21 protein-coding genes and 1 pseudogene are annotated in these 24380 nt (G+C 64.1%); 16 read left to right on the top strand and 6 right to left on the bottom strand.

The features are described 5' to 3' along the window. Positions 1-55 precede the first annotated feature (55 nt). The 8 genes from EJ078_RS13710 (at position 56) to EJ078_RS13675 (ending at position 9255) form a co-directional block, all read left to right on the top strand. Positions 56-928, top strand: a complete 873-nt coding sequence (locus EJ078_RS13710; RefSeq protein ID WP_127404037.1) for a sugar ABC transporter permease — start codon at positions 56-58, stop codon at positions 926-928. Between the two features lie 209 nt (positions 929-1137). Next, on the top strand, positions 1138-1962 hold the full coding sequence (locus EJ078_RS13705) for a carbohydrate ABC transporter permease (protein WP_067323984.1): 825 nt from the start codon (positions 1138-1140) through the stop codon (positions 1960-1962). Between the two features lie 35 nt (positions 1963-1997). Further along, positions 1998-3002: an ABC transporter ATP-binding protein gene (locus EJ078_RS13700; protein WP_066999175.1), complete on the top strand. Its 1005-nt coding sequence runs from the start codon at positions 1998-2000 to the stop codon at positions 3000-3002. Next, on the top strand, positions 2999-3769 hold the full coding sequence (locus tag EJ078_RS13695; protein WP_095799099.1) for an L-iditol 2-dehydrogenase: 771 nt from the start codon (positions 2999-3001) through the stop codon (positions 3767-3769). Before EJ078_RS13700 ends, EJ078_RS13695 begins: the two co-directional genes overlap by 4 nt. 154 nt (positions 3770-3923) lie before the next feature. Continuing rightward, positions 3924-5402, top strand: a complete 1479-nt coding sequence (locus EJ078_RS13690) for a mannitol dehydrogenase family protein (protein ID WP_095825550.1) — start codon at positions 3924-3926, stop codon at positions 5400-5402. A 21-nt stretch (positions 5403-5423) separates the two neighbouring features. Beyond that, on the top strand, positions 5424-6107 hold the full coding sequence (locus tag EJ078_RS13685) for an HAD family hydrolase (protein ID WP_095799101.1): 684 nt from the start codon (positions 5424-5426) through the stop codon (positions 6105-6107). Next, the gene (locus tag EJ078_RS13680) at positions 6101-7687 is read left to right on the top strand and encodes an FGGY-family carbohydrate kinase (protein WP_128294493.1); all 1587 of its coding nucleotides are present in this window, start codon (positions 6101-6103) and stop codon (positions 7685-7687) included. Before EJ078_RS13685 ends, EJ078_RS13680 begins: the two co-directional genes overlap by 7 nt. A gap of 164 nt (positions 7688-7851) precedes the next feature. Continuing rightward, complete coding sequence (locus EJ078_RS13675; protein WP_095825552.1) at positions 7852-9255, top strand: MATE family efflux transporter; 1404 nt, start codon at positions 7852-7854, stop codon at positions 9253-9255. 40 nt (positions 9256-9295) lie between these two features. Here the strand turns inward: EJ078_RS13675 and EJ078_RS13670 are convergent, their stop codons facing one another. The 4 genes from EJ078_RS13670 to speB form a co-directional block, all read right to left on the bottom strand. After that, positions 9296-9940 carry an amino acid ABC transporter permease gene (locus tag EJ078_RS13670; protein ID WP_127404183.1) on the bottom strand — a complete coding sequence of 215 codons (645 nt, stop codon included), beginning with the start codon at positions 9938-9940 and terminating at the stop codon, positions 9296-9298. Further along, complete coding sequence (locus tag EJ078_RS13665) at positions 9937-10605, bottom strand: amino acid ABC transporter permease (protein ID WP_127404182.1); 669 nt, start codon at positions 10603-10605, stop codon at positions 9937-9939. The genes EJ078_RS13670 and EJ078_RS13665 overlap by 4 nt, the downstream gene beginning before the upstream one ends. A gap of 88 nt (positions 10606-10693) precedes the next feature. Then, positions 10694-11494: a transporter substrate-binding domain-containing protein gene (locus tag EJ078_RS13660; protein WP_208721563.1), complete on the bottom strand. Its 801-nt coding sequence runs from the start codon at positions 11492-11494 to the stop codon at positions 10694-10696. 196 nt (positions 11495-11690) lie between these two features. Then, the gene (speB, locus tag EJ078_RS13655; protein WP_095782179.1) at positions 11691-12746 is read right to left on the bottom strand and encodes an agmatinase; all 1056 of its coding nucleotides are present in this window, start codon (positions 12744-12746) and stop codon (positions 11691-11693) included. Positions 12747-12960: 214 nt separating this feature from the next. On the opposite strand from speB, the gene gcvA reads away from it, so the two are divergent. From gcvA to EJ078_RS13615, 8 genes and pseudogenes are all read left to right on the top strand, one after another. Beyond that, positions 12961-13944, top strand: a complete 984-nt coding sequence (gene gcvA / locus EJ078_RS13650; protein WP_127216547.1) for a transcriptional regulator GcvA — start codon at positions 12961-12963, stop codon at positions 13942-13944. 292 nt (positions 13945-14236) lie between these two features. After that, positions 14237-15541, top strand: coding sequence for a nicotinate phosphoribosyltransferase (gene pncB, locus EJ078_RS13645; protein WP_127216546.1), 1305 nt, complete (start codon positions 14237-14239; stop codon positions 15539-15541). A 183-nt stretch (positions 15542-15724) separates the two neighbouring features. Then, positions 15725-17185 (top strand): hypothetical protein, encoded by a 1461-nt coding sequence (locus EJ078_RS13640; protein ID WP_127216751.1) that lies wholly within the window; start codon positions 15725-15727, stop codon positions 17183-17185. A gap of 258 nt (positions 17186-17443) precedes the next feature. Continuing rightward, positions 17444-18747: pseudogene (locus tag EJ078_RS13635) on the top strand (ABC transporter substrate-binding protein). Positions 18748-18854: 107 nt separating this feature from the next. Beyond that, complete coding sequence (locus tag EJ078_RS13630) at positions 18855-19736, top strand: branched-chain amino acid ABC transporter permease (RefSeq protein ID WP_127216750.1); 882 nt, start codon at positions 18855-18857, stop codon at positions 19734-19736. After that, positions 19733-20695, top strand: a complete 963-nt coding sequence (locus tag EJ078_RS13625) for a branched-chain amino acid ABC transporter permease (RefSeq protein WP_127216749.1) — start codon at positions 19733-19735, stop codon at positions 20693-20695. Before EJ078_RS13630 ends, EJ078_RS13625 begins: the two co-directional genes overlap by 4 nt. Then, on the top strand, positions 20692-21420 hold the full coding sequence (locus tag EJ078_RS13620; RefSeq protein WP_067324686.1) for an ABC transporter ATP-binding protein: 729 nt from the start codon (positions 20692-20694) through the stop codon (positions 21418-21420). The genes EJ078_RS13625 and EJ078_RS13620 overlap by 4 nt, the downstream gene beginning before the upstream one ends. Next, positions 21413-22141, top strand: coding sequence for an ABC transporter ATP-binding protein (locus tag EJ078_RS13615; protein WP_127216748.1), 729 nt, complete (start codon positions 21413-21415; stop codon positions 22139-22141). The genes EJ078_RS13620 and EJ078_RS13615 overlap by 8 nt, the downstream gene beginning before the upstream one ends. A gap of 89 nt (positions 22142-22230) precedes the next feature. Here EJ078_RS13615 and EJ078_RS13610 read toward each other — a convergent pair whose 3' ends face one another. Both EJ078_RS13610 and pncA read right to left on the bottom strand, forming a co-directional pair. Further along, positions 22231-23631, bottom strand: a complete 1401-nt coding sequence (locus EJ078_RS13610; RefSeq protein WP_095825560.1) for a sodium:proton antiporter — start codon at positions 23629-23631, stop codon at positions 22231-22233. Positions 23632-23689: 58 nt separating this feature from the next. Further along, on the bottom strand, positions 23690-24304 hold the full coding sequence (gene pncA, locus EJ078_RS13605; RefSeq protein WP_095776932.1) for a bifunctional nicotinamidase/pyrazinamidase: 615 nt from the start codon (positions 24302-24304) through the stop codon (positions 23690-23692). Positions 24305-24380 lie beyond the last annotated feature (76 nt).

The raw sequence follows: 24380 nt of genomic DNA, 5'->3' as shown, positions 1-24380 counted from the left end.
ATCAGGAATTCTGGCACAAGTCTAAAATCCGGCTGACCCTGGGAGGGTGACCGTCATGGCTACTCAGCAAACCCGTTCGCTTGCCCGTTTCATGATGGCGCCGTCGGTGATCCTGCTGTTCGTCTGGATGATCGTGCCACTGGTCTTTACGCTGTGGTTCTCGTTCCTCCAGTACAACCCGCTCAATCCGATCCGCGATGGGTTCGTCTGGTTCGCCAATTACAAGCTCTTCTATTCCAACCCCGCCTTCCTGCAGTCGATCCTCAACACATTGACCATCGTCGTCAGTGTCCTGGTCATCACCGTGATCGGCGGCATCCTTTTGGCGCTGCTGCTCGACCAGCCGATCTGGGGTCAGGGCTTCGTGCGCATCCTGGTCATCTCGCCGTTCTTCGTCATGCCGCCGGTGGCGGCGCTTGTCTGGAAGAACATGATCATGCACCCGCAATACGGCGTCTTTGCCGATATTGCCCGCTTCTTCGGCGCCAACCCGATCGACTGGTTCGGTCAGCACCCGCTGACCGCCGTCATCCTGATCGTCGCCTGGCAATGGCTGCCCTTCGCGACGCTGATCCTGCTCACCTCGCTCCAATCGCTTGACGGTGAGCAGAAAGAGGCGGCCGAGATGGATGGCGCCGGCTTCCTCAGCCGCTTCTGGTATCTGACGCTGCCGCACATGTCGCGCGCCATCACCGTCGTCATCCTGATCCAGACCATCTTCCTGCTCTCGGTCTATGCCGAGATCCTGGTCACCACCAATGGCGGTCCCGGCTACGCCTCCACCAACCTGCCGTTCCTCGTCTACCAGAAGGCGCTCTTGGAATTCAAAATCGGCCAGGCGTCGGCAGGCGGCGTCATCGCGGTCATTCTCGCCAACATCGTCGCCTTCTTCGTCATGCGCGCGGTCGGCAGGAACCTGGACAAGTAGGGGCAAGACGATGCCACTTGCGCTGAACCACCCCCACTCCGTCCCGCTGCGCGGGACACCTCTCCCCCTGCCCGGGGGAGAGGAAACGCCTGCATCGAAGCCCCGCGCTTCCTCTACCCCGTCGATCGGGGGAGAGGTGGTTTGCGCAGCAAACCGGAGTGGGGGTCGTCGACCCTGCCGCCAACATCGCCGATACGGGAGGACCTGACATGGCACGCGCAGTCACCACCCAGCACAAGACGATCGCAACAGTCGCGGCCTGGGTCGTCGCCCTGCTGATCTTCTTCCCGATCCTTTATACGATCATCACATCCTTCAAGTCGGAGCAGGAGGCGATCCAGGGCTTCGCCCTGATCCCGTCGGGCACCACCGAAAGCTACTCCGAGGTGCAGGCGCAGAGCGGCTATTTCAAGTTCTTCCTCAATTCGGTGATCCTGTCGGTCGGCTCGACCGTCCTTGCGCTCATCGTCGCCGTGCCGGCGGCCTGGTCGATGGCCTTCTCGCCGACCAAGCGGACCAAGGACATCCTGATGTGGATGCTCTCCACCAAGATGATGCCGGCCGTCGCCGTGCTGTTCCCGATCTATCTGATCTTCCGCGACACCGGCCTGCTCGACAGCCGCATCGGCCTCACCATCATGCTGATGCTGATTAACCTGCCGATCGTGGTCTGGATGCTCTACACCTATTTCCGCGAGATCCCGGGCGAGATCCTCGAAGCGGCGCGCATGGACGGCGCCTCGCTGTGGAACGAGATCATCTATGTGCTGACGCCCATGGCCGTTCCCGGCATTGCCTCGACCATGCTCTTGAACATCATCCTGGCCTGGAACGAGGCGTTCTGGACGATCCGCCTGACCACCACCGAGGCCGCACCGCTCACCGCCTTCATCAGCTCCTTCTCCAGTCCGCAGGGCCTGTTCTGGGCCAAGCTCTCGGCCGCCTCGACATTGGCGATCGCGCCGATTCTGATCATGGGCTGGTTCAGCCAGAAGCAGCTGGTGCGCGGCCTGACCTTTGGCGCCGTGAAGTAAACCGTAAGCGGCGGGCGAAATCCGGGGAGGAAACCATGGGAAACATCACGCTCAAGAACGTCTCCAAGTCCTTCGGGTCGACGACGATCATTCCGAACATCGACCTCGCCATCGAGGACGGCGAGTTCGTCGTGTTCGTCGGCCCCTCGGGTTGCGGCAAGTCAACGCTGCTCAGGCTGATCGCCGGGCTGGAGGACACCAGCGGCGGCACCATCAGCATCGATGGCCGCGACGTCACCCGCGAGGCGCCGGCCAAGCGCAAGCTTGCCATGGTCTTCCAGTCCTACGCGCTCTACCCGCATATGACGGTCGCCAAGAACATCGCCTTCCCGCTGAAGATGGCCGGCGAGGACCAGGCGACCATCGATAAGAAGGTCAAGGACGCGGCGCGCGTCTTGAACCTCACCAACTATCTCGAGCGGCGCCCGGGCCAGCTCTCCGGCGGCCAGCGCCAGCGCGTCGCCATCGGCCGCGCCATCGTGCGCCAGCCATCGGCCTTCCTGTTCGACGAGCCGCTGTCCAACCTCGACGCCGCCCTGCGCGGCACCATGCGGCTGGAGATCAGCGAACTGCATCATCAGCTGAAGACGACGATGATCTATGTCACCCACGACCAGGTCGAGGCCATGACCATGGCCGACAAGATCGTCGTGCTCAATGCCGGCAACATCGAGCAGGTCGGCTCGCCGATGGAACTCTACAAGACGCCGAAGAACCTGTTCGTCGCCGGCTTCATCGGCTCGCCGAAGATGAACTTGATCGAAGGCGCGCCGGCCGACAAATACGGCGCCAAGACCATCGGCATCCGGCCCGAGCACATCAACATCTCGACCACGGCCGGCGACTGGAAGGCGACGGTCGGCGTTGCCGAGCATCTCGGCTCCGACACCTTCCTGCATGTCCAGACCGATGGCATCGGCACGATCAATGTGCGCGCCGACGGCGAGGTTGCCGTCAAGCACGGCGACACCGTCTACCTGACGCCCGACAAGGCCAAGCTCCATCGCTTCGGCGCCGACGGCAAGGCGCTGGCGCAGTGAGGCTCAAAGGCAAATCGGCGCTGATCACCGGATCGGCGCGCGGCATCGGCAGGGCCTTCGCCGAATCCTATGTTCGCGAAGGCGCCAGGGTGGCGATTGCCGACATCAATCTCGAAGCGGCGGAAGCGACGGCAAAGGATATCGGCTCTGCCGCTTACGCGATCCGGCTCGACGTCACCAACCAGTCCTCGATCGAGGCCGGCGTGAAAGCCGTCGAAGCGAACGCCGGCGGCCTCGACATCCTGATCAACAATGCCGCCTTGTTCGACCTTGCGCCCATCGTCGAGATCAGCCGCGCGAGCTACGACAAGCTCTTCTCCGTCAATGTCGCCGGCACGCTGTTCATGCTGCAGGCGGCGGCCCGCTCGATGATCGCTGCTGGCCGGGGCGGCAAGATCATCAATATGGCGAGCCAAGCCGGGCGCCGCGGCGAGCCGCTGGTCGCGGTCTATTGCGCCACCAAGGCCGCCGTCATCTCGCTTACCCAGTCGGCCGGACTCGACCTGATCAAGCACCGCATCAACGTCAACGCCATCGCACCGGGCGTCGTCGACGGCGAGCATTGGGATCACGTCGATTCGCTGTTCGCCAAATATGAGAACCGGCCGAAGGGCGAGAAGAAGAGGCTCGTCGGCGAAAGCGTGCCCTATGGCCGCATGGGTCGAGCCGAAGATCTGACTGGCATGGCGGTTTTCCTCGCCAGTGACGAGGCCGAATACATTGTCGCCCAGACCTACAACGTCGATGGCGGTCAATGGATGAGTTGAGGGGGAAGCGCGCCTCTCTTCCTCCGGGGAGGACGCGTCGCGGGGCAGGTGAGGGGCGCATACCGGCAAACGGATGCTGCCCCTCACCGCTCCCCCAAGCGGGTGAATTGGGGGTTGGATTGTCGGGCTGCATATCGGCCAAAGGGTAAGTAAGATGACCGTGAAACTCTCTTCCTCGAACCTCGCCAAGCTTCCGTCGAAGGTTTCCGGTCCGAAATACGATCGCGCCGCGCTGAAGGCCGGCATCGTGCATTTCGGCGTCGGCAACTTCCACCGCTCGCACCAGGCTGTCTATCTCGACGACCTATTCAATTCCGGCCTCGGCCATGACTGGGCGCTGATCGGCGCCGGCGTGTTCGAGGGCGAGAAGGCCGGCCGCGCCAGGCTGCAGGAGCAGGACTGGCTGACCACCGTGGTCGAGCAGGACCAGGGCCATATGAGCGCCCGCGTCACCGGCGCCATGGTCGATTTCCTGATGCCGGGCGATGCTGAGGCGATCGTCGAGCAGCTCGCCGACCCTGCGATCAAGATTGTGTCGCTGACCATCACCGAGGGCGGCTATTTCATCGATCCGGCCTCCGGAAAGTTCAATCCGGCCCATCCCGACATTGTCGCCGATGCCCAGCCCGGTGCGGCACCGAAGACGGTCTTCGGCATCATTCTTGCCGGACTGGTGCGCCGGCGCGCCGACGGCATCGTGCCGTTCACGGTCATGTCCTGCGACAACATCCCCCACAATGGCCACGTCACCTCCGACGGCGTCATCGGCCTTGCCCGGCTGATCGACGAGGCTCTGGCCAACTGGGTGAGGGACAACGTCGCTTTCCCGAACGGCATGGTCGACCGCATCACGCCGGCCACCACCGATCGCGAGCGCAGCATTCTGGCCAATGATTTCGGGCTGGAGGACAATTGGCCGGTCTTCTGCGAACCGTTCAAACAATGGGTGCTGGAAGATCATTTCACCGCCGGCCGGCCGCCGCTGGAACGGGCCGGCGTCCAGTTCGTCAAGGATGTCTCGCCTTACGAGCTGATGAAGATCCGCATCTTGAACGGCGGCCACGCAGCCATTGCCTATCCGGCGGGCCTGATGGACATCCATTTCGTGCATGAGGCGATGCAGGAGCCTCTGGTGCGCCGCTTTCTCGCCAAGGTGGAGCGCGACGAGATCATCCCGACCGTGCCGCCGGTGCCCGACACGGTGCTCGAGGATTACTACCAGCTCATCGAGCGCCGCTTCTCCAACCCCAAGATCGGCGACACCATCCGAAGGCTTTGCCTCGACGGTTCCAACCGCCAGCCGAAATTCATAATTCCGACCGCCGCGGACCGACTGAAGGCGGGGAAAGGTGTTGCCGGCCTGGCTCTGGAGTCCGCGCTCTGGTGCCGCTACTGCTTCGGCACCACCGACAGCGGCGCCGTCATCGAGCCGAACGATCCGAACTGGGACCGGATGCAGGCGACCGCCAAAGCGGCGAAGAACTCGCCCGAGGCCTGGCTGGCGATGGACGACATCTATGGCGATGTCGGCCGCTCCGCCGTCTTTGCCGAAGCCTTCGCCCATGCGCTGAACGAATTGTGGGCGAACGGCGCGCGCGAAACCTTGACGCGCTATCTCGCCGATAAGCTCTGAAGCTCTTTGGACGCAGCCGCAATGACGCCCGAGCTCGTCATCTTCGACTGTGACGGCGTGCTGGTCGACAGCGAGGCGCTTTCGGTGACCGCGTTGCTGGGCATGATCGAGCTCGCCGGCGGCACGGTCTCGGAGGACGCCGCCTACGAGCATTTCCTCGGCAAGAGCATGAAGAGCGTGCGCGAGATCCTCGGCAGCGATTTCGGGCTTGAGATCAGCGACCAGCATCTCACCGCCATGCGCGTCGAGCTGATGCGCAAGTTCCGCGAGGAGCTGAAGCCGATCCCCGGCATCAAGGAGATCCTGCCGAAGCTTGGCCTGCCCCATTGCGTCGCCTCTTCCGGCACGCTGGAGCGCATCCGCTACGCGCTCGAGGTCACCGGCCTGCTGGGCCTGCTGGAGCCGCACCTCTTCAGCGCCGCCATGGTCAAGCGCGGCAAGCCGGCGCCGGACCTGTTTCTCCATGCCGCCGCCGCGATGCGCGCTGATCCGGGCAAATGCCTTGTCATCGAGGACAGCCCGGCCGGCATCGCCGCGGCGCGAGCGGCGGGGATGCGTGTCTTTGCCTTCACCGGCGGATCGCATGCAAACAACCCTGCGCTCAAGGCGCGGCTTGCGTCGACCGAACCGGACTTTATATTCGCTGACATGCTGCAATTGCCCGACCTGATTGCAGACCTGGGAGCGAGAGTAAAAGCATCTTGACGAGTTTCGTTTGCGCGGTCGATGTCGGCACCGGGAGCGCTCGCGCGGGCATTCTCGACTCGCATGGCAACCTGCTCGGCCGCGCCGAGCGGCCGATCGCCATGCACCAGCCTAAGCCCGATCACGCGGAGCACGATTCGGAAAATATCTGGTCGGCAGTCTGCGCCGCCGTGCGGGCCGCGCGCGAGAAGACGAACGTCGCCGCATCGGATATTGTCGGCATCTCCTTTGACGCCACCTGCTCGCTGGTGGTGCGCGGCAGGCGGGGCGATCAGCTGAGCGTCTCGGTCACGGGAGAGAAGCGCTGGGACACCATCGTCTGGCTCGACCATCGCGCCATCGCCGAAGCTGACGAATGCACCAGAAGCGGCCATGCAGTGCTCGACTATATCGGCGGGGTGATGTCGCCGGAAATGGAAACGCCGAAGCTGATGTGGCTGAAGCGCAACCTGCCCGCAACCTGGAATGAAGCCGGCTATCTGTTCGATCTCGCCGATTTCCTGACCTGGAAAGCGACCCGATCGCTCGCCCGCTCGCAATGCACGCTGACGGCCAAATGGACCTATCTCGCGCATGAGGAGACGGGCTGGCGGCGCGATTTCTTCAAGCTCGTCGGCATCGGCGATCTCTTCGAGCATGGCAACCTCCCGGACAAGGCGAGCCCCGTCGGCACCGATATCGGGCAACTCACGGCCGATGCAGCGGCAGATCTCGGCCTGACGCAGAAATGCCGGGTCGGCGCCGGGGTCATCGACGCCTATGCCGGCGCGCTCGGCGTGCTCGGCGGCTTTGCCGGCGACGAGAAGGACATCAGCCGGCACCTGGCGCTGATTGCCGGCACCTCGTCCTGCGTCATGGCGATGTCGCAGGATCCGCAGCCCTTCGCCGGCGTCTGGGGACCGTATTATGGCGCGGCGTTGCCAAAGCTCTGGCTGTCGGAAGGCGGTCAGTCGGCGACCGGCGCTCTGCTCGACCACATCATCCGCTGGCACGGCGCCGGCGGCGAGCCGGATGCGGCAATGCATGCCAGGATCGCCAAGCGCGTCGCCGAACTGCGCGCCGCCGAGGGCGACGCGCTGGCGGCGCGGCTGCATGTGCTGCCGGATTTCCACGGCAATCGCTCGCCGCTCGCCGACCCGCACGCGGTTGGCGTCGTCAGCGGGCTGACACTCGATTCCTCCTTCGACAGCCTGTGCAAGCTCTACTGGCGCACCGCCGTCGGCATCGCGCTCGGCGTGCGCCATGTGCTCGAGGCGCTGAACGAGAACGGCTATTTGATCGACACGCTGCACGTCACCGGCGGCCACACCAAGAACCCGCTCTTGATGGAACTCTATGCCGATGCCACCGGCTGCACCGTCATCGAGCCGCTGGCCTACGAGGCAGTGCTGCTCGGCACCGCCATGGTCGCGGCGACCGCCGCTGGGCTTTACGCCGACCTCAACGCCGCTTGCGTGGCCATGCAGCAGGGCGGCAGGACGCGGCCCCCGAATCCGGCCGCCGGCGCTCGCTTCGACCGCGACTATCGCATCTTCCTCGAAATGCACCGCCAGCGGCAGGCGCTCGACACCATCCAATAGAAGGCCCGGCTCTTGCGCTTCCCGCTGGCTCAATAGGTCGCCGCTCCTCCTCCTTGCCAATATGTCGCATTTCGTTCACAAGACGGCGCAAACGGCGCCATTTTGCGCCGTTTGCGTGCGGCTTCCGGGCGAGTCCCGACGCGCCGTGGTCTGAAGAGCGGAAAATGTCTGCGATCGAAGCCGGCGCTCGCGCGCCGGAAAATTTTTGGCGTCAGGAAATCAGGGCAACATTGTCGCTTGCCTGGCCGATGGTGCTCACCAATCTCGGCCAGACCGCCATGACCGCGACCGACGTCATGATGATGGGCCGTTTGGGACCCGACACGCTGGCCGCCGGCGCGCTCGGCTCCAACCTCTATTTCATGCCGCTGATCTTCGGGCTTGGCCTGATGCTCGCCACCTCGCCGATGATGGCGACCGAGCTCGGCCGCCGCCGCCATTCGGTGCGCGACCTGCGCCGCACCGTGCGCCAAGGACTCTGGCTGGCGGTCCTCGTCTCGATCCCGATCTGGCTGTTCCTCTGGCATGGCGAAGAAGTGCTTTTGGCCATGGGGCAGAAGCCGGACCTCGCGCACCAGGCAGGCATCTACCTGCACTGGCTGCAATGGGCGGTGCTGCCTTTTTACGGTTATATCGTGCTGCGCTCCTTCATCTCGGCGCTGGAGCGGCCCGGCTGGGCGCTGATCATCGTTTTCGTCGCCGTCGCCTGCAACGCCTTCTTCAACTGGGTCTTCATGTTCGGCAACCTCGGCGTCCGCCCGATGGGCATCGCCGGCTCGGGCCTCGCCACCTCGCTTTCCAGCATGCTGATGTTTGTTGGACTGGCGGCCGTGGTGGTGCTGGAGAAAAAATTCCGCCGCTATCACCTCTTCGGCCGCTTCTGGCGCTCCGACTGGCCGCGCTTCCGCGGCCTGCTGAGGCTCGGCCTGCCGATCGCCGGCATCCTCGCCTTCGAGGTGACGATCTTCAATGCGGCAGCCCTGCTGATGGGTCTGATCGACGCGGATTCGCTGGCAGCCCACGCGATTGCCATCCAGATCGCCTCGATCTCCTTCATGGTGCCGCTCGGCCTCAACCAGGCGGTCACCGTGCGCGTCGGCCTGGCACATGGCGCCGGCAATCCCGAGGGCGTCTCGCGCGCCGGCTGGACCAGCTTTGTCATCGGCGTCTCCTTCATGGCGCTGATGGGGCTGGTGATGATCCTATGGCCGCATCTTTTGATCAGCGCCTTCATCGATCTCGCCGATCCGGCCAATGCCAGGTTGATCACGCTTGCCGTGTCCTTCCTGGTGTTTGCCGCGCTGTTCCAGATCTTCGACGGCGCGCAGGCGGTGGCCGCCGGCATGCTGCGCGGCCTGCACGATACTAAGGTGCCGATGATCTATGCCGCGATCGGCTATTGGGGGGTCGGCCTTCCGCTCGGCGTGCTGCTCGCCTTCCATTTCGGCTTCAACGGCGTCGGCATCTGGATCGGCCTTTCGTCAGGCCTGGCGGTGGTGGCGGTGCTCCTGCTCGTCCGTTGGCTGCGGCGCGATCGCATCGCGCCGGCGCTGTCGTTCAGCCATTGAGAAGAGCGGCCGCCGGTCAGGCGGCGGCCCTCGTCGACCTTCAGTGTGCGGCGACACGCTCAAGCCGCCGCGCATATTGCGTCAGCGGGAAGCACATCACGAAGAAGATCAGCGCCACCAGCCCGTAGACGGTGAAGGGTTCGAAGGTCGCGTTGTTGATGGCGTTGGAGGTCCTGACCAACTCCTCGAAACCGATGATCGAGGTCAGCGCCGTCGATTTGATCAGCTGCACCAGGAAGCCGACGGTCGGGGCGCGCGTGATGGCCAAGGCCTGCGGCAGGATGATCAGCCTGAGTTCCTGCAGATAATGCAGTCCGAGACTGGCGCCGGCGTCCCACTGGCCGCGCGGCAGCGCATCGACACCGCTGCGCCAGATCTCGGCGAGATAGGCGCTGGCAAAGAAGGTGAGGCCGAGCGCCGCGGCGGTCCATGGCTCGATGCGCAGCCCCAACATCGGCAGGCCGAAGAACATCAGGAAAAGCTGCATGAGGAGCGGCGTGCCCTGGAACAGCGCGATATAGCCGGAAGCGATCCGCTTGATCCATTTGTTCTTGGCTATGCGGAAGAACAGCACGACCAGCCCGACCAGCGCGCCGCCGACGAAGGCCGCAAGCGACAGCAGCACCGTCCAGCGCGCGGCGAGCAGAAGGTTGCGCAATATGTCCCAGAGGGTGAATTCGATCATGACACGCCGGCTCCGAGTGCGCGGCGTCCGCCGCTGACCAGCAGCCGGCGCAGCCCCATCGACAGGCCGAGATAGACCATGGTCACCACCAGATAGGTTTCGAAGGCGCGGAAGGTGCGCGCCTGCAGCATGTCGGCCTCGTAGGTCAGTTCACGCACCGCGATCTGCGACACCACCGCCGATTCCAGCATCATGATGACGATCTGGCTGGTCAGCGCCGGATAGATCACTTTCAGCGCCTGCGGCAGCACGATCTTGATGAACACCTGTCTGGGCCTGAGCCCGAGCGCAAGCGCTGCCTCCGTCTGCCCGCGCGGCACCGCGTCCAGACCCGCGCCGACGATCTCGATCGTGTAGGCCGCCATGTTGAGCGTCATCGCCAGCATGGCGGCCAGGATCGGATCGAGTCGGATGCCGAGGCTGGGCAGGCCGAAGAAGATGAAGAACAGCTGCACCAGGAACGGCGTGTTGCGCATCACCTCGACATACCAGCCGATCGCCAGCTTGATCGGCCTCGGGCCGTTCCGGCGGCCGGCGGCGCCCAGGATGCTGAGGAAAGTGCCGGCGAGCGTGGTGACGACGATCAGAAGCAGCGTCATCGCCGCGCCGCGCGCGATCGCGCCCGCTGCACCCGCAAGCCAGCCGAAGTCGAGGCTGTAGCCCATCGCGATTGGCCCTGTTGGAAAGCGTGTAGCGCAAGAAGCAAGTACGGGAGCGGTTCAGCGCTTCATGCGCGCTGAACCGCTCCGGGGATCAATCCTTGAGGTTGTCGGGATTGAGCGGCGTCTTCAGCCAGGCCTTCGAGCTCTCGTCCAGCTTGCCGTCCGCCAGCATCTTGGCGACCGCATCGTTCACCGCCTTCTTCAGCCTATCCTCGTTCTTGTTGAGGCCGATATGCGAGGGCGAGGTCAGCAGCTGGAACTTCTGCTCGGGCTTCAATGCAACCTGCTTGGCCAGCACCTGCGCGCCGACATCGTTGCCGACCACCATGAGCTGCGTCTGTCCGGAGATGAAGGCCTGGATGACGGAATTGTAGTTGTCGAAGCGGCGGATGTCGGCCGAGGCGGGCGCCGCCTGGGTGAGCGAGGTATCCTCCAGCGTGCCGCGATTGACGGCGATAGACTTGTCGGCAAGGTCGTCCTTGCCTTTGACGGCAAGCTCGGCCGGGCCGATGACGGCGATGTAATAGGGCGCGTAGGCGGCGGCGAAATCGATCACCTGCTCGCGCTCCTTCGAATAGCCGACGCTCATCAGGATATCGACGCGCTTGTCGGTGAGATACGGGATGCGATTCTGGCCGGTGACGCTGACGAGGTTCAGCTTCACCTTCAAGGAATCGGCGATCGCCTGCGCGACGTCGATGTCATAGCCCTTGATGCTCATGTCGGCGCTGGCCGAGGAAAAAGGCGGGAAGTCGGAGAAGATGCCGACATTGATGGCACCGGCCTTGGTGATGTCGTCGATGGCGTCGGCCTTGGCCTGCGAGGCAAGACCGGCGACGCCGAGCATGATGAGTGCCGCAAGTGCGGATTTCAGTGTGTTTCGAAGAGTCATTTTAGTTCCCCTGCTGGAAGCTTGTTGTTGAAACCGGCCGCCGGCTCCAGCGCGACGGCCGTACTGGTTAGCAATTCCAGGAAAAGCGGGAAGCGGTCTACGCTTGGCGACTTCGTATAGCTTCCGTCCGGAATTGCGTAGAAACAAAGCGTTAGAGCGGTTCGCCGATTCCATGAAGCGGTGAAACGCTCTCGTGTCAGCCTTTCTTGATTGCCGGGCTGAACACCATCAGGCTCAGGATCTCGAACAGGACTTGCGCGCCGACATGGGCGGTGTTCGTGGTCGCGTCATATTGCGGCGCCACCTCGACGACGTCGCCGCCGACGATGTTGAGTCCCTTCAGGCCGCGCAGCAGCTCGAGCACCTCGCGCGTCGTCAGCCCACCGACTTCAGGCGTGCCGGTGCCCGGGGCGAAGGCCGGATCGATGCTGTCGACGTCGAAGGAGATGTAGGTCGGGCCGTCGCCGACGATCTTCCGCGCCTTCTCGATGATGGCGGGTATGCCGAGGCCGGTCACCTCCTCGGCATGGACCACCGTCATGCCGGATTCATAGGTGAACTCCCACAGATACTCGGCCGAGCCGCGAATGCCGATCTGGATCGTGCGGGTGGGATCGAGCACGCCGTCCAGGACCGCGTTGCGGAACGGTCCGCCGTGGTGGAACTTGGTCATGTCGAACAGCCCGCTGGTGTCGCAATGGGCGTCGATATGGATCATGCCGACCGGAGCCTGCTTACCGACCGCCTTCAGGATCGGATGGCTGATCGAGTGGTCGCCGCCGACCGAAAGCGGCAGCACACCGGCGTCGACGATCTGGTTGGTGCGCTTTTCGATGTCCTCGTGGCTGATCTCCAGCCGGTAACGGCTGCGGAACGGCGTGTCGCCGATGTCGGCGACGCGCAGCTCATGCGTCGGCGCGCATTCCAGCACGTGATTGTAGGGGCCGATGCGCTCGATGGCGCGCAGCGCCCGCGGCCCGAAGCGTGAGCCCGGCCGGTTGGTGACGCCAAGGTCCATCGGCACGCCGATCATCGCCACTTGCAAGTCGCCGAAATCCGGATTGTCGGCCGCCACCTGCCGGTACGGCGCGGCAAGGAAGGTCGGGATGCCGGAATAGGGCGCTAGCCGGGTGCCGCTTTTGCTGAAGATCTTGTCGGCAACCTTGCGGAATTTCGGGTCGAACATCTCGCCGCCATGGCTCTCGCCATATTTGCGGCGCAACGCTTCGAGCTTGCCGCGATCGTAACCCATGTCCGGTACTCCTCCGAGACTGCTTGCAGCGCGGCGGCTGCACCGACGGCTGCCAAGCCAGCAGTCATCCGGCTGATCGTTGCCCGCCGGCGCCTGCGAAATCTACGTCTGTTGAGCTGTTCCGGGCAAAAGTGTCGGGCAACTGTATTGAAAAATCAATTGATATTGTTAGGGTCTTTGCTGTGAGAAAATCTCACAAAGTCGGGAGCTGTCCTTGGCCAAGCGCTTGCCGCCGTTGAACCCGTTGCGCGCTTTCGAGGCGACGGCGCGACATGCCTCGCTGACCAAGGCGGCGGGCGAGCTCAATGTCACGCATGGCGCGGTCAGCCATCAGATCAAGGCGCTCGAGCAATCGCTCGGCGTAAAGCTTTTCCAGCGCGCGGGTCAGCGCGTGAAGCTTTCGCCGCACGGCGCTGAGTTCCTGCCGGCGGTTTCGGCGGCATTCGACGGCATCGCCGCCGCCACGCAGCGCATGACACGCCCCGCAAGCACCGGTGTGCTGTCGGTGTCCTGCGTGCCGGCGCTGCTCTTGTTGTGGATGACGCCGCGGCTCGGCTCCTTCACCGCGCAATATCCCGACATCCAGCTGACGCTGATCCCCTCCAACGACGCCAGGGACATCCGCGCGCCGCACATCGACGTCTGCGTGCATTATGGCGATGGCAGCTGGAGCGACTGCTGGATACGCAAATGGTCGGGTCTCGAGCTGTTTCCGGTGGTCAGCCCGACGCTGATCAACAACCGCCCGATCCGCAGCGTGCGCGACCTTGCCGACCACGTTTTCCTGCATGGCGACGACGGCCGCGAGTGGCACACCTGGCTGGCCGCCGCCGACGCGCTCGATCTGGAGCGCGGCCGCCGCCATCACCTCGGCGACGCGCGCATAGCGGTGGAGGCCGCCGTCCACGGCCACGGCGTGGCGCTCGGCGATTCCGTGACCGCGCGCGCCCTGCTCGCCAGGGGCATGCTCGTCGCGCCCTTCGCTTTGTCGGTGCCGGCGGTCGATGACTTCTATGTCGTCTGCCGCAACGAGATGCGCTCGGCGCCGATCGTCCAGCTATTCATCGACTGGTTGTTTGCCGAAAAGGAGCAGGACGAGGGCCGCGCCGATGCGCCGGTCGCCGGCCGTGTGCCGAGCCGCAGGAAGCGCCCAGCGCTCAAGGTGATCGGGGCTAGAGCGATTCCAGGAAAAGTGTGAGCGGTTTTCCGTCCGGAAATTCCCGTCAAAAAAAGCCAAGAGCATTTCGCGGTTGCCGTGCAACGGTGGAATGCTCTGGCGCAGCGTCATGATCGCTGGACTTGCATAGCTGGTTTTTGTCGGGCCAGCCTGCAAAGCAGGAAGCGCTTTCAAAAATACAATGCTAAGACCGCAGCTGGTAACAATTCTGGGAGCTGCGCGGCGGTTTTCCGTCCGGAGTGCTTCATAACAGGGACTTGAGGCGCCGCGCTTGCAATCACGCAAGCGCGACGCGCTTTTTGGGTGAGCAGATATGGCACGAACCGATATAGCGCGGCGCGTCTACAACCACACCTGGAAGCTGGACCCCATCGTCCGCAGCCTGCTGGACACCGATTTCTACAAGCTGCTGATGCTGCAGATGATCTGGGGCATGTACCCCAAGGTCGACGCCACCTTCACGCTGATCAATCGCACGACCTCGGTGCGGCTCGCCGACGAGATCGACGAAGGCGAACTGCGCGAGCAGCTCGACCACGCTCGCACCTTGCGCTTCACCAAGAAGGAGATGATCTGGCTCGGCGGCAACACCTTCTATGGCCGCAAGCAGATCTTCGAGCCGGAATTCCTCGCCTGGCTGGAGGATTTCCGCCTTCCCGACTATGAACTCACCAAGCGCGACGGCCAGTACGAACTGTCCTTCCCCGGTCCCTGGATGTACACCACGCTGTGGGAGATACCGGCGCTCGCCATCATCAACGAGCTGCGCTCGCGCGCCGCCATGCGCTCCTTCGGCCAGTTTGCGCTCGACGTGCTCTACGCCCGCGCCAAGGCCAAGATGTGGGCCAAGACTGAGCGGCTGAAGGCACTGCCCGGCATCCGCATTTCCGATTTCGGCACCCGCCGCCGCCACTCCTTCCTGTGGCAGCGCTGGTGCGTCGAGGCGCTGAAGGAAGGCATCGGCGAGGCTTTCACCGGCACGTCGAACGTGCTTCTGGCCATGGACAACGACCTCGAGGCGCTCGGCACCAATGCGCACGAACTGCCTATGGTGTTTGCGGCACTCGCCAACTCCGTTGAGGAGCTGAGGCAGGCGCCCTACAAGGTGCTGCAGGACTGGCAGCGCTATTATGGCGGCAATCTGCTGATCGTGCTGCCCGATACGTTCGGCACCGCCGCTTTCCTGCGCGACGCGCCGGACTGGATTGCCGACTGGACCGGCTTCCGCCCCGACAGCGCGCCGCCGATCGAAGGCGGCGAGAAGATCCTCTCCTGGTGGCGCGAGAAGGGTAAGGATCCGAAACAGAAGCTGCTCATCTTCTCCGACGGGCTCGAGGTCGAGACCATCGAGGAGACCTACAAGCATTTCCGCGGCAAGGTGCGCATGTCCTTCGGCTGGGGCACCAACCTCACCAATGATTTCGAAGGCTGCGCGCCGACCGAGACCAACAGCCTCGACGCCATCTCGCTGGTCTGCAAGGTCAGCGAAGCCAATGGCCGGCCGGCGGTCAAGCTCTCCGACAACCCCGCCAAGTCGACCGGCGATGAGAAGGAGATCAAGCGTTATTTGCGCATCTTCGGCGAGAAGGGGCGGGTGGAGCAGCTGGTCAAGGTGTGAGGACTGCTCGAATAGAATTTCGGATAACCGGATAACTTGAGTTCCCGCCCACCCCCCTCTGTCCTGCCGGACATCTCCCCCGCAAGGGGGGAGATTGGCAGTTTCGCGCAATCTGCCTCTTTCTGCGGCGGTCAAAATTGGCGAAATCGCGCGCGACATCCGATCTCCCCCCTTGCGGGGGAGATGTCCGGCAGGACAGAGGGGGGTGCGAAGGAGCACGTCGGTGGAAATCGACGGCTTCGAAATACGTCCTTCGCAATGGCGGCCTCATTCATACCTCTCCTCCCCACCCCCGCCTTCGCCCACGCCTCTGACCGCGGCCATGTCCTGCTTCTTCCCACGGGCTACTACATCGCTGGTGGCGCGCTTGCGGTGGCTTTCAGCTTTCTGACGCTGGCGCTGCTGCCGCCCGCCGCTCTTGACCGCTTCTGGCGCCGGCGCCTCTCTCTGTTCACTGTCAGCGATCACCCGCGCACCGTCCTCAGCCTGCTTTCCTTTGCCGGCTTCGTGCTTCTCATCGCCACCGGCCTGTTCGGCAGCCGTGATCCACTCTCCAACCCCTTGCCTCTGGTGATCTGGACACTGCTCTGGGCCGGTTTCACGCTGCTGCAGGGCGCACTCGGCGATCTCTGGTCCTGGCTCAACCCGTGGTACGGCCCCTGGCGTGTTGCATCTCGCGTCTTCAGCCTTCGCACTGACGAAGCCGACCCATCGCGCCTTCCCAAATGGCTCGGCTACTGGCCGGCGTTCGTCCTGTTCTTCGGCTTCGCCTGGTTCGAGCTCATCGATCCCGCGCCCGACGATCCGTCGCGCCTGGCCTTCGCCGCCGGCATCTACTGGCTGCTCAGCTTCGCCGCCATATGCGTCTTCGGCTACGGAGACTGGAGTCGGCGCGGCGAATTCCTCACCGTCTTTTTCTCCATGGTCGCCCGCTTCGCGCCTTTGCAGCGCGAGAAAGGCCGGCTCCACCTCGGCTGGCCCGGTGCGAAGCTGCTTTCCGCCTCGTCGCTGCCGGCAAGCGGCACGGCGTTCCTGCTGCTGGCGCTCTCGTCCGTATCCTTCGACGGTCTTTCCAAAACCTTCTTCTGGCTCGGCCTGTTCGGCGTCAATCCGCTGGAATTTCCCGGCCGCACCGCGTTGATCGGCATCGGCAGCTTTGGCTTGGTGCTGACATTCATCTTGTTGGCTGCCGTGTTCGCGCTTGCCGTTTCACTCGGCCAGCGCCTTGCCGGCGACGGGCAACCGTTCGAGAAAGCCGCCGGCCTCCTGGTTTGGTCGGTCGTGCCGATCGCGCTCGCCTACCACATCGCCCACTACCTCACGGCGCTGCTCGTCGACGGCCAATACGCGCTGGTCGCTTTGTCCGACCCGTTCGCGCTCGGCTGGAACCTGTTCGGCACCGCCGACAGGATGGTCGAGGCGGGCGTTGTCGCCGGCGCCGAGTCGGCCTGGTGGCTGTGGAATCTGCAGGCCGGCGTCATCATCGTCGGCCATGTGCTGGCGGTCTTGATCGCACACGGCCTAGCCTGGCGACTCCACCCGCAGCCGTCGCGCGCGGCGCTCAGCCAGCTGCCGCTGACGCTTCTGATGATCGCCTACACCATATTCGGCCTATGGCTGCTTGCCACGCCGACGGCGGGATGAGACAAGGGCCCGTCATGACGCGCGCATGACCCCGAAAATCGGGTTCGATTTTCGGAAAGGATCATGCGCAAAATGAAAGTGCTCCAGCGTCCTTTGCGCGTCCCCTAGAGGACGCGCGGCGGCGCTGGAGTGGAAGCTCGCTTGCCACGTCACGGCTTTGGTGATTTAGTTTGTACACATGCAATTTTCGCGTCCTCCGAGCGCGGAGGATCGAGCCGCCTTATTGCTGGTCAAAAAATTGAAAACAGGGGAACGGACATGGCTGACAAGAACGGATTTTTCGACCTCTCCAAAAGCACGCTTTCCCGCCGCACAGCGCTGAAAGGCATCGCCGCCGGCGCCGGCCTGGCGCTCGCGCCCGGCTTCGTTCGCTACAGCCAGGCGCAGAGTTCGGCGCCGATCAAGATCGGCTTCCAGTCGCACCGCACCGGCATCGGCGCCGCCTACGGCCGCTGGTACGAGAAGACGAGCGCTGCCGCCGTCAAGGCGATCAACGATGCCGGCGGTATCAGCGGCCGCAAGGTCGAGCTGGTGATCGAAGATGATGGCACCGATCCTGCCCGCGGCGCCGAGGTGGTCGGCAAGTTCGCCACGCAGCATAAGACCGACATCGTCTTCGGCACGCTGTTCTCGCATGTGGTGATCGGCTCGGCGCCCGCCGCCGGCGAAAACAAGATCCCTATTTCGTGGTCAGCGAAGGCCACCACGTCGCCTCGACCAAGCTCAACCGCTACGTCTTCCAGCCCGGCATCACCGACGTGAAGAGCCAGATCCAGTCGATGGCGCCGTGGATCGCGGCGAATGCCGGCAAGAAGGTGACGCAGATCTTCCCCGACTTCGCCTTCGGCTACGACCATCGCGACTACCTGCCGCCGGCGTTGAAGGCGCAAGGCGCCGACGTGATCGCGCAGATCGCCATCCCGCCGACGGAGTCGTCCTTCACCAAATACTTCCCGCAGATCCCGGCCGAGACCGAGGTGATCTACCACGTCATGGTGGGTCCGGCCGTGCTCACCTTCGTCAAGGAGCTCGGCGAGTTCTACGGCTCGCAAAGGCCGCAGCTCTTCGGCTTCATCGACTCCCTCGAAGCCGTCGACATCAACAGCCCCGGCCTCGAATTCCTCGACGGCAGCCATTTCTGGGAAGGCTCGCCGCGCTACGCGCAGCCCGATGACTCGGCCGCGCAGAAGGCCTATCGCGCCGCCGTCGGCATCGACGACAATGGCGCCGCCGTCGGCGATCCCAAGGACGTCTCCACCGCTGCCCACATGTTCGGCTGCTGGGAGACGCTCTATGTCATCAAGAAGGCGATGGAGGATGCCGGCTATAAGGGGCCGGAAGACCGCGCCAAGCTGGTCGAGGCAACCGAAGCGCTGAAGGAATTCGCCGAAGGGCCGGAGCATCCGCAGGGTCCGAAAACCTTTAACGGCAAGATCCACCAATGCTTCGGCATCCAGAACATCTCCAAGGTCGAAGGCGGCAAGCTGAAGGTCGTCCACAAGACCAAGATCGAGGACGGCCTCTACGAGCCGGAAGGGGATTACACGACGCAAGCGCTGTGAGCTTCGACGTTTCACCGAGCGTGAGCGCCAAGCCACCCCCCTCTGTCCTGCCGGACAGTCCGGCAGGGCAGTGGGGGATGCCTCGCGCATCCGCCGGTATCTAGCCCATGCAGTTCGGACCCCACTTCCTGCTCGCCGCCCTGGAAGGCCTCGTCACGTCCGCCGTGCTGGCGCTGACGGCGCTTGGCCTGTCGCTGGTGTTCGGCGTCATGCGCATCGTCAATGTCGCGCATGGCGAGTTCTTCATGCTGGGCGCCGTGCTTGCCTGGGCGATCTCGACGGCGATTTCCGGCCATCCCGCTATCGGCTTCGTCGCCGCGCTGGTGATCGCGCCGTTGCTGGTCGGGCTGGTCGCGTTTCTTGCCGAATGGCTGGTGCTGCGCCGGCTGAACTACAATCCCGAAGGCACCATCGTCGCCACCATCGGCATGCTCTATATCATCCAGCAGCTGGCGCTGACCTTCTACGGCCCGGAAGCGCGCCCGGTCGAGCCACCCTTCAATTACCGCATCCTGCTGCCGTGGTTCGGCTATTCAGGCTACAAGCTTTCGGTCATTGCCGCCTCCGCGGTTCTGCTGGTGATCACCTGGCTGGTGCTGACACGGACGAAAATCGGCCTGATCATGCGCGCCACCCAGTATGACCGCGAGACGGCGCAGGCCTTCGGCATCCCGGTCGAGCGTGTCTATGCCGGCGTGTTCGCCATCGGCGCCATGCTGGCGGCAATCGCGGCGGTGCTGATCGTGCCGATCAGCCAGGCGCACTACCTGATGGGGCAGGACCCGCTGCTGTTGTCCTTCATCGTCGTCATCATCGGCGGCCTCGGCTCATTGCGCGGCACGGTGGTCGCCGCCATCCTGATCGGCCTCTCCGACGGCATCGTCTCGGTGTTCTTCTCGCCGACCTTGGCCAAGATCATCGCCACGCTGGTGGTCGCCATGGTGCTGGTGTTCCGGCCGCAAGGCCTGTTCGGGACGGCGGCGCGATGAAGGATGCTTCGCCGGCGAAGATCTACGCGCTGCATATCGGCGTCATCGCGCTCCTGTTCGCGCTGAATTTCGTCCTGCCCGATTATCATCAGGGCCTGTTCGCGCGCATCATGGCGCTTGCGGTCTTCGCCATGGGCTACAACCTGCTCTTCGGCTATGTCGGCCTGCTCAGCCTCGGTCACGCCATGTTCTTCTCGGCCGGCCTATATGGTGCCGGGCTGGCTGTCTATCAATTGGGCTGGGGCGTGCCGGAAGCCTTCGTTGCCGGGGTTGCCTGCGGCGCCCTGCTTGCCTTGGTCATCGGCCTGCTCGCGCTGCGCACATCGGGTGTGGCCTTCATGATCGTCACCATGATGTTCGCGCAGGTCTTCTATCTGCTCATCCTTTATTTCGCCGCCTGGACCGGCGGTGACCAGGGCCTTGTCATCCAGCAGCCGTCGAGAATAATCGCGATCGGCGGCGCATCGCTCGACCTGACCAATCCGACTGTGCGCTACATGAGCGCTCTGGCGCTGTTCTCGGTCGTGCTGCTCATCACGCTTGCCGTCGTTCGCTCCCGCTTCGGCCGCGTGCTGGTCGCCATTCGCGAGAATGAGGAGCGCACGAAGATGCTGGGCTACGACACCGTCGCCAACAAGCTCGTCGCCGTCATTGCCTCGGGCGCCATCTGCGCCGCGTCCGGTGCGGCTTACGCGCTGCTGTTCGGCTATATTGGATCGAGCTTCGCGTCGGTGCAGTATTCGATCCTGCCACTGCTGTGGGTGCTGCTCGGCGGCGCCGCGACCATTCTCGGGCCGCTCATCGGCACGCTGTTCATGTATTATGTCACCGACATCACCAGCGGCTTCACCTCCGCCTATCTTTTGATCGTCGGCGTGGCGCTGATCGTGCTGGTGCTCTTCTTTCCGAAGGGCGTTCTGGGCAGCGTCCGCCAGCGCTGGCTCGGATGGTTGCCGTGATGCCGCTGCTCACCACCAAGGGTCTTTCGCGCCGTTTCGGGGGCTTGCGCGCCGTCGACGGCGTCGATTTCGCGCTGATGCCGGGCGAAATCCGCGCCATCATCGGCCCCAATGGCGCCGGTAAGACAACTTTCGTCAGTCTGCTCAGCGGCCGCATCCAGCCGTCCTCCGGCATGATCGTCTTCGACGGCGCCGACATCACGACCATGCCGGCTTACAAAAGGGTTCGCCTCGGCGTTGCCTACACCTTCCAGATCACCAGTGTCTTCGCCAATCTCACGGCCTACGACAATGTCGCGTTGCCGGTGCAGCGCACGCTGACCGACGGCCGCTCGAAGGGGCAGGTGAGGAGCGGCGTCATGGCGGCGCTGGAACGCACCGGCCTCGCCGACCGCGCCGGCACGCCGGCCGGCCAGCTTTCCTACGGCCACCAGCGCCTGCTGGAGGTGGCAATGGGCCTGGCGCTGAGGCCGCGCCTGTTGATCCTTGACGAGCCGACGCAAGGGCTGGCCGACAGCGAGATCGACAATTTCGTCCTACTGGTGCGCGAGATCGCCAAGCATGCCACCGTGCTGCTCATCGAGCACAACATGCCGGTGGTCATGCAGCTTGCCGACCGCATCACCGTCTTCAATTCGGGAAAGATTCTCGCTGAGGGCACGCCCGAGCAGATCCGCGCCAATGCCGAGGTGCAGGATGCCTATCTCGGAGCGACCCATGGCTGATCTCCCCGGCACCGAGAGCGGGCTGCTCGCCATTTCCGGCCTCGACTGTTTTTACGGCGAGGTGCAGGTGCTCTACGGGCTCGACCTTGTCCTCAACAAGGGCGAAGTGCTTTGCCTGTTCGGCCGCAACGGCGCCGGCAAGACGACGACGCTGAAGGCGATCATGGGGCTGGTTCCGGCCGCTGCCGGTTCGATCAGACTGGCAGGCAAGGAGCTGACCGGGCTTGCCGCGCATGACGTGCCGAAGACGGGCGTCGCTTATGTGCCGCAGGGCCGGCGATTATTCGCCGACATGACGGTGGCGGAAAACGTCGAGATCGGCCTGATGGCCCGCGGCAAGGGCAAGGCGACGCGGGAACGCGTCCTCGGCCTTTTCCCGCTGTTGCGAGAGCGCTTGAAGCAACGCTCCGGCACGCTTTCCGGAGGCGAGCAGCAAATGCTTGCCATGGCGCGTGCGCTCTGCCTCGAGCCGCAGGTGCTTCTTCTCGACGAACCCACCGAAGGGCTGATGCCGTCGATGATCGCCAAGATCCGCGAGACGGTGGCGAAGCTGCGCGATCTGGGCGTCTCGACGATCCTGGTCGAGCAGCGCGTCGACGCCGTGCTGTCGGTCGCCGACCGCATCTCATTCATCGAGAACGGCCGCAACCGCGAGACCGTCGATGTCGAGGAACTGCGCGCCGACCCCTCCGCGGTTCGGCGCTATGTGGGCGTGGGCTGAAGGTCACTGCGAAGCAGCGGGAGCTGGCGCCGAGCCCCACCCGGACCTGGCCCGACCTCCCACAAGGGGAGGTAAAGCTCTGCACCGCTTCACCTAAAAAACAAAAACCCCGCGATCAAAAACGTCGGGATCAGCACCAGGCCGGACCACGCCATGTAGCCGAAGAAGCCCGGCACCTTGAAGCCGCGATGTCTGGCGATAGCAAAGACCATGAAGTTCGGCGCATTGCCGATATAAGTGTTGGCGCCCATGAACACGGCGCCGGCCGAGATCGCGGCGAGCGTGGAGGCCGCCTCCGTCATCAGGTGCCTGGCGTCGCCGCCGGCAAGCTCGAAGAACACCAGATAGGTCGGCGCGTTGTCGAGGAAGGACGACAGCGCTCCGGTCAGCCAGAAATAGGCGAGATCGTCGGGCTGGCCGTCCGCCGAGGTGACCAGCGAAACCAGCGGCGCCAGCGCCCCATCGTGCCCGGCTCTCAGGATGGCGATAACCGGCACGATGCAGATGAAGATGCCGGCAAACAGTTTCGCCACCTCGGCGATGGGCCCCCAACTGAAGCCGTTCGCTTCCCTGTGGTTTTTGTACGAGACTTTGAGCGACAGAAAGGCCAGCGCCAGGATGATCGCGTCGCGTACCAGGTTCTGCAGCTCCAGGCCGATGCCGAGGATCGGGATGCTGATGCCCGGCTTCCAGCTGGCGGAAAGCAGGATCGCACCGATCACGCCGGCCAGCAGCGGCAGGTTGGCGAGGCCGCGCAGGCGCACCTTCGTGTCCGGTGTCGGGTCCTTGATCTTCGGCAAGCCGCCCTCGCGGCGATGCAGCACGATGTCGAGCGCCAGGAAGATGATCAGCACCAGCCCGCCGGTGAACAGCGTCTCGCGCCAGAGGTTCGCGGTCGTCCAGAAGAAGTCGACCCCGCGCAGGAAGCCGACGAAGAGTGGCGGGTCGCCGAGCGGGGTCAGCGAGCCGCCGATGTTCGAAACCAGGAAGATGAAGAAGATCACCACATGCGCGTTGAACGGGCGGTTGTCGTTGGCGCGCAGCATCGGCCGGATCAGGATCATCGAGGCGCCCGTCGTGCCGATGACCGAGGCGAGGATCGCGCCGATCAGCAGCAAGCCTGAATTGACCAGCGGCGTGCCGTGAATGTTGCCGGCGACCAGGATGCCGCCGGAAATGGTGAACAGCGCGAACAAAAGGATGATGAAGGACAGATATTCGGTGAGCAGCGTGTGCAGCACCGCCTCGCTTGCCGCCGGCATGCCGAAAGCGATCGCCAGCGGAACCACGGCAAGTGCCGCCCACGCGGCGGCGATCTTGCCGTAATGATGCTCCCAGACATGATGGAACAGCAGCGGCCCGGTCGCGATCGACAGCAACAGGCCGGCAAAGGGCAGCGCCCACCAGAGCGACATCGCCGCGCCGGGCAGCTCATGCGCCTCGGCTGCGAAAACCGCTTGTGGAAAGGCGAGAAGGAGTGCGGCCGTCATGGTTGCCGCCAACACCTTCGCCAATGTCGCAAAGCCCCCTCGATGCCTCACGGCGCGGTCAGTCCGAAAGGTGATCTTCGAGCACCACCCCGGCCTCGCGCATCCGTTTCAGCATCGTGCCGACCGAGCCGTTGAGATCGATGCCGCGGCAGGCATCCAGCCGCACCGTCGTCTTGAAACCTTGCTTGGCGGCATCGAGTGCCGAGAAGGCGACGCAGAAATCGGTGGCCAGGCCGACCAAGGTGATGGTGTCGATGCCGCGCTCCTTGAGATAGCCGGCAAGGCCGGTTGGGGTCGTGTGGTCGTTCTCGAAGAAAGCCGAATACGAGTCGATCGCGGTGCGGAAACCCTTGCGGATGACCAGTTCCGCTTTGGTCCAGGCGAGCCCGGAATGGAAATCGGACCCAAGGCTGCCCTGGATGCAGTGATCCGGCCAAAGCGTCTGCGGCCCGTAGGGCATCTCGATCGCTTCGAAGGGCTGCTTGCCTGGATGGCTGGAAGCGAAGCTCGAATGGCCGGCCGGATGCCAGTCCTGCGTCAGGATCACGTGATCGGTCCGCCGGATCAGGTCGTTGACCAGCGGCACGATCTCGTCGCCCCCGGCCACGGCCAGCGCGCCGCCGGGGCAAAAGTCGTTCTGCAGGTCGATGACGATGAGCGCTTCGTCGGCCATGCGGCCTCCCTTCTTCCTCGGCTTGGGCTCCAGTTGACGCGACCGGACACGGAACCTTGACCAGATGGCCGGCTGC

Source organism: Mesorhizobium sp. M1A.F.Ca.IN.022.06.1.1, assembly GCF_003952605.1.
In the GTDB taxonomy this organism is placed as follows: domain Bacteria; phylum Pseudomonadota; class Alphaproteobacteria; order Rhizobiales; family Rhizobiaceae; genus Mesorhizobium.
Note: the sequence above shows the minus strand (reverse complement) of the source record. Positions and strands in the feature narration are given on the sequence as shown.

What these genes read in the sequence shown, in the direction of transcription:
- EJ078_RS13710 (WP_127404037.1), top strand. Translation starts at nt 56, where the DNA reads ATGGCTACTCAGCAAACCCGTTCGCTTGCCCGTTTCATGATGGCGCCG.
- EJ078_RS13705 (WP_067323984.1), top strand. Translation starts at nt 1,138, where the DNA reads ATGGCACGCGCAGTCACCACCCAGCACAAGACGATCGCAACAGTCGCG.
- EJ078_RS13700 (WP_066999175.1), top strand. Translation starts at nt 1,998, where the DNA reads ATGGGAAACATCACGCTCAAGAACGTCTCCAAGTCCTTCGGGTCGACG.
- EJ078_RS13690 (WP_095825550.1), top strand. Translation starts at nt 3,924, where the DNA reads ATGACCGTGAAACTCTCTTCCTCGAACCTCGCCAAGCTTCCGTCGAAG.
- EJ078_RS13685 (WP_095799101.1), top strand. Translation starts at nt 5,424, where the DNA reads ATGACGCCCGAGCTCGTCATCTTCGACTGTGACGGCGTGCTGGTCGAC.
- EJ078_RS13675 (WP_095825552.1), top strand. Translation starts at nt 7,852, where the DNA reads ATGTCTGCGATCGAAGCCGGCGCTCGCGCGCCGGAAAATTTTTGGCGT.
- EJ078_RS13670 (WP_127404183.1), bottom strand. Translation starts at nt 9,940, where the DNA reads ATGATCGAATTCACCCTCTGGGACATATTGCGCAACCTTCTGCTCGCC.
- EJ078_RS13665 (WP_127404182.1), bottom strand. Translation starts at nt 10,605, where the DNA reads ATGGGCTACAGCCTCGACTTCGGCTGGCTTGCGGGTGCAGCGGGCGCG.
- EJ078_RS13660 (WP_208721563.1), bottom strand. Translation starts at nt 11,494, where the DNA reads ATGACTCTTCGAAACACACTGAAATCCGCACTTGCGGCACTCATCATG.
- speB (WP_095782179.1), bottom strand. Translation starts at nt 12,746, where the DNA reads ATGGGTTACGATCGCGGCAAGCTCGAAGCGTTGCGCCGCAAATATGGC.
- pncB (WP_127216546.1), top strand. Translation starts at nt 14,237, where the DNA reads ATGGCACGAACCGATATAGCGCGGCGCGTCTACAACCACACCTGGAAG.
- EJ078_RS13640 (WP_127216751.1), top strand. Translation starts at nt 15,725, where the DNA reads ATGTCCGGCAGGACAGAGGGGGGTGCGAAGGAGCACGTCGGTGGAAAT.
- EJ078_RS13630 (WP_127216750.1), top strand. Translation starts at nt 18,855, where the DNA reads ATGCAGTTCGGACCCCACTTCCTGCTCGCCGCCCTGGAAGGCCTCGTC.
- EJ078_RS13625 (WP_127216749.1), top strand. Translation starts at nt 19,733, where the DNA reads ATGAAGGATGCTTCGCCGGCGAAGATCTACGCGCTGCATATCGGCGTC.
- EJ078_RS13615 (WP_127216748.1), top strand. Translation starts at nt 21,413, where the DNA reads ATGGCTGATCTCCCCGGCACCGAGAGCGGGCTGCTCGCCATTTCCGGC.
- EJ078_RS13610 (WP_095825560.1), bottom strand. Translation starts at nt 23,631, where the DNA reads ATGACGGCCGCACTCCTTCTCGCCTTTCCACAAGCGGTTTTCGCAGCC.
- pncA (WP_095776932.1), bottom strand. Translation starts at nt 24,304, where the DNA reads ATGGCCGACGAAGCGCTCATCGTCATCGACCTGCAGAACGACTTTTGC.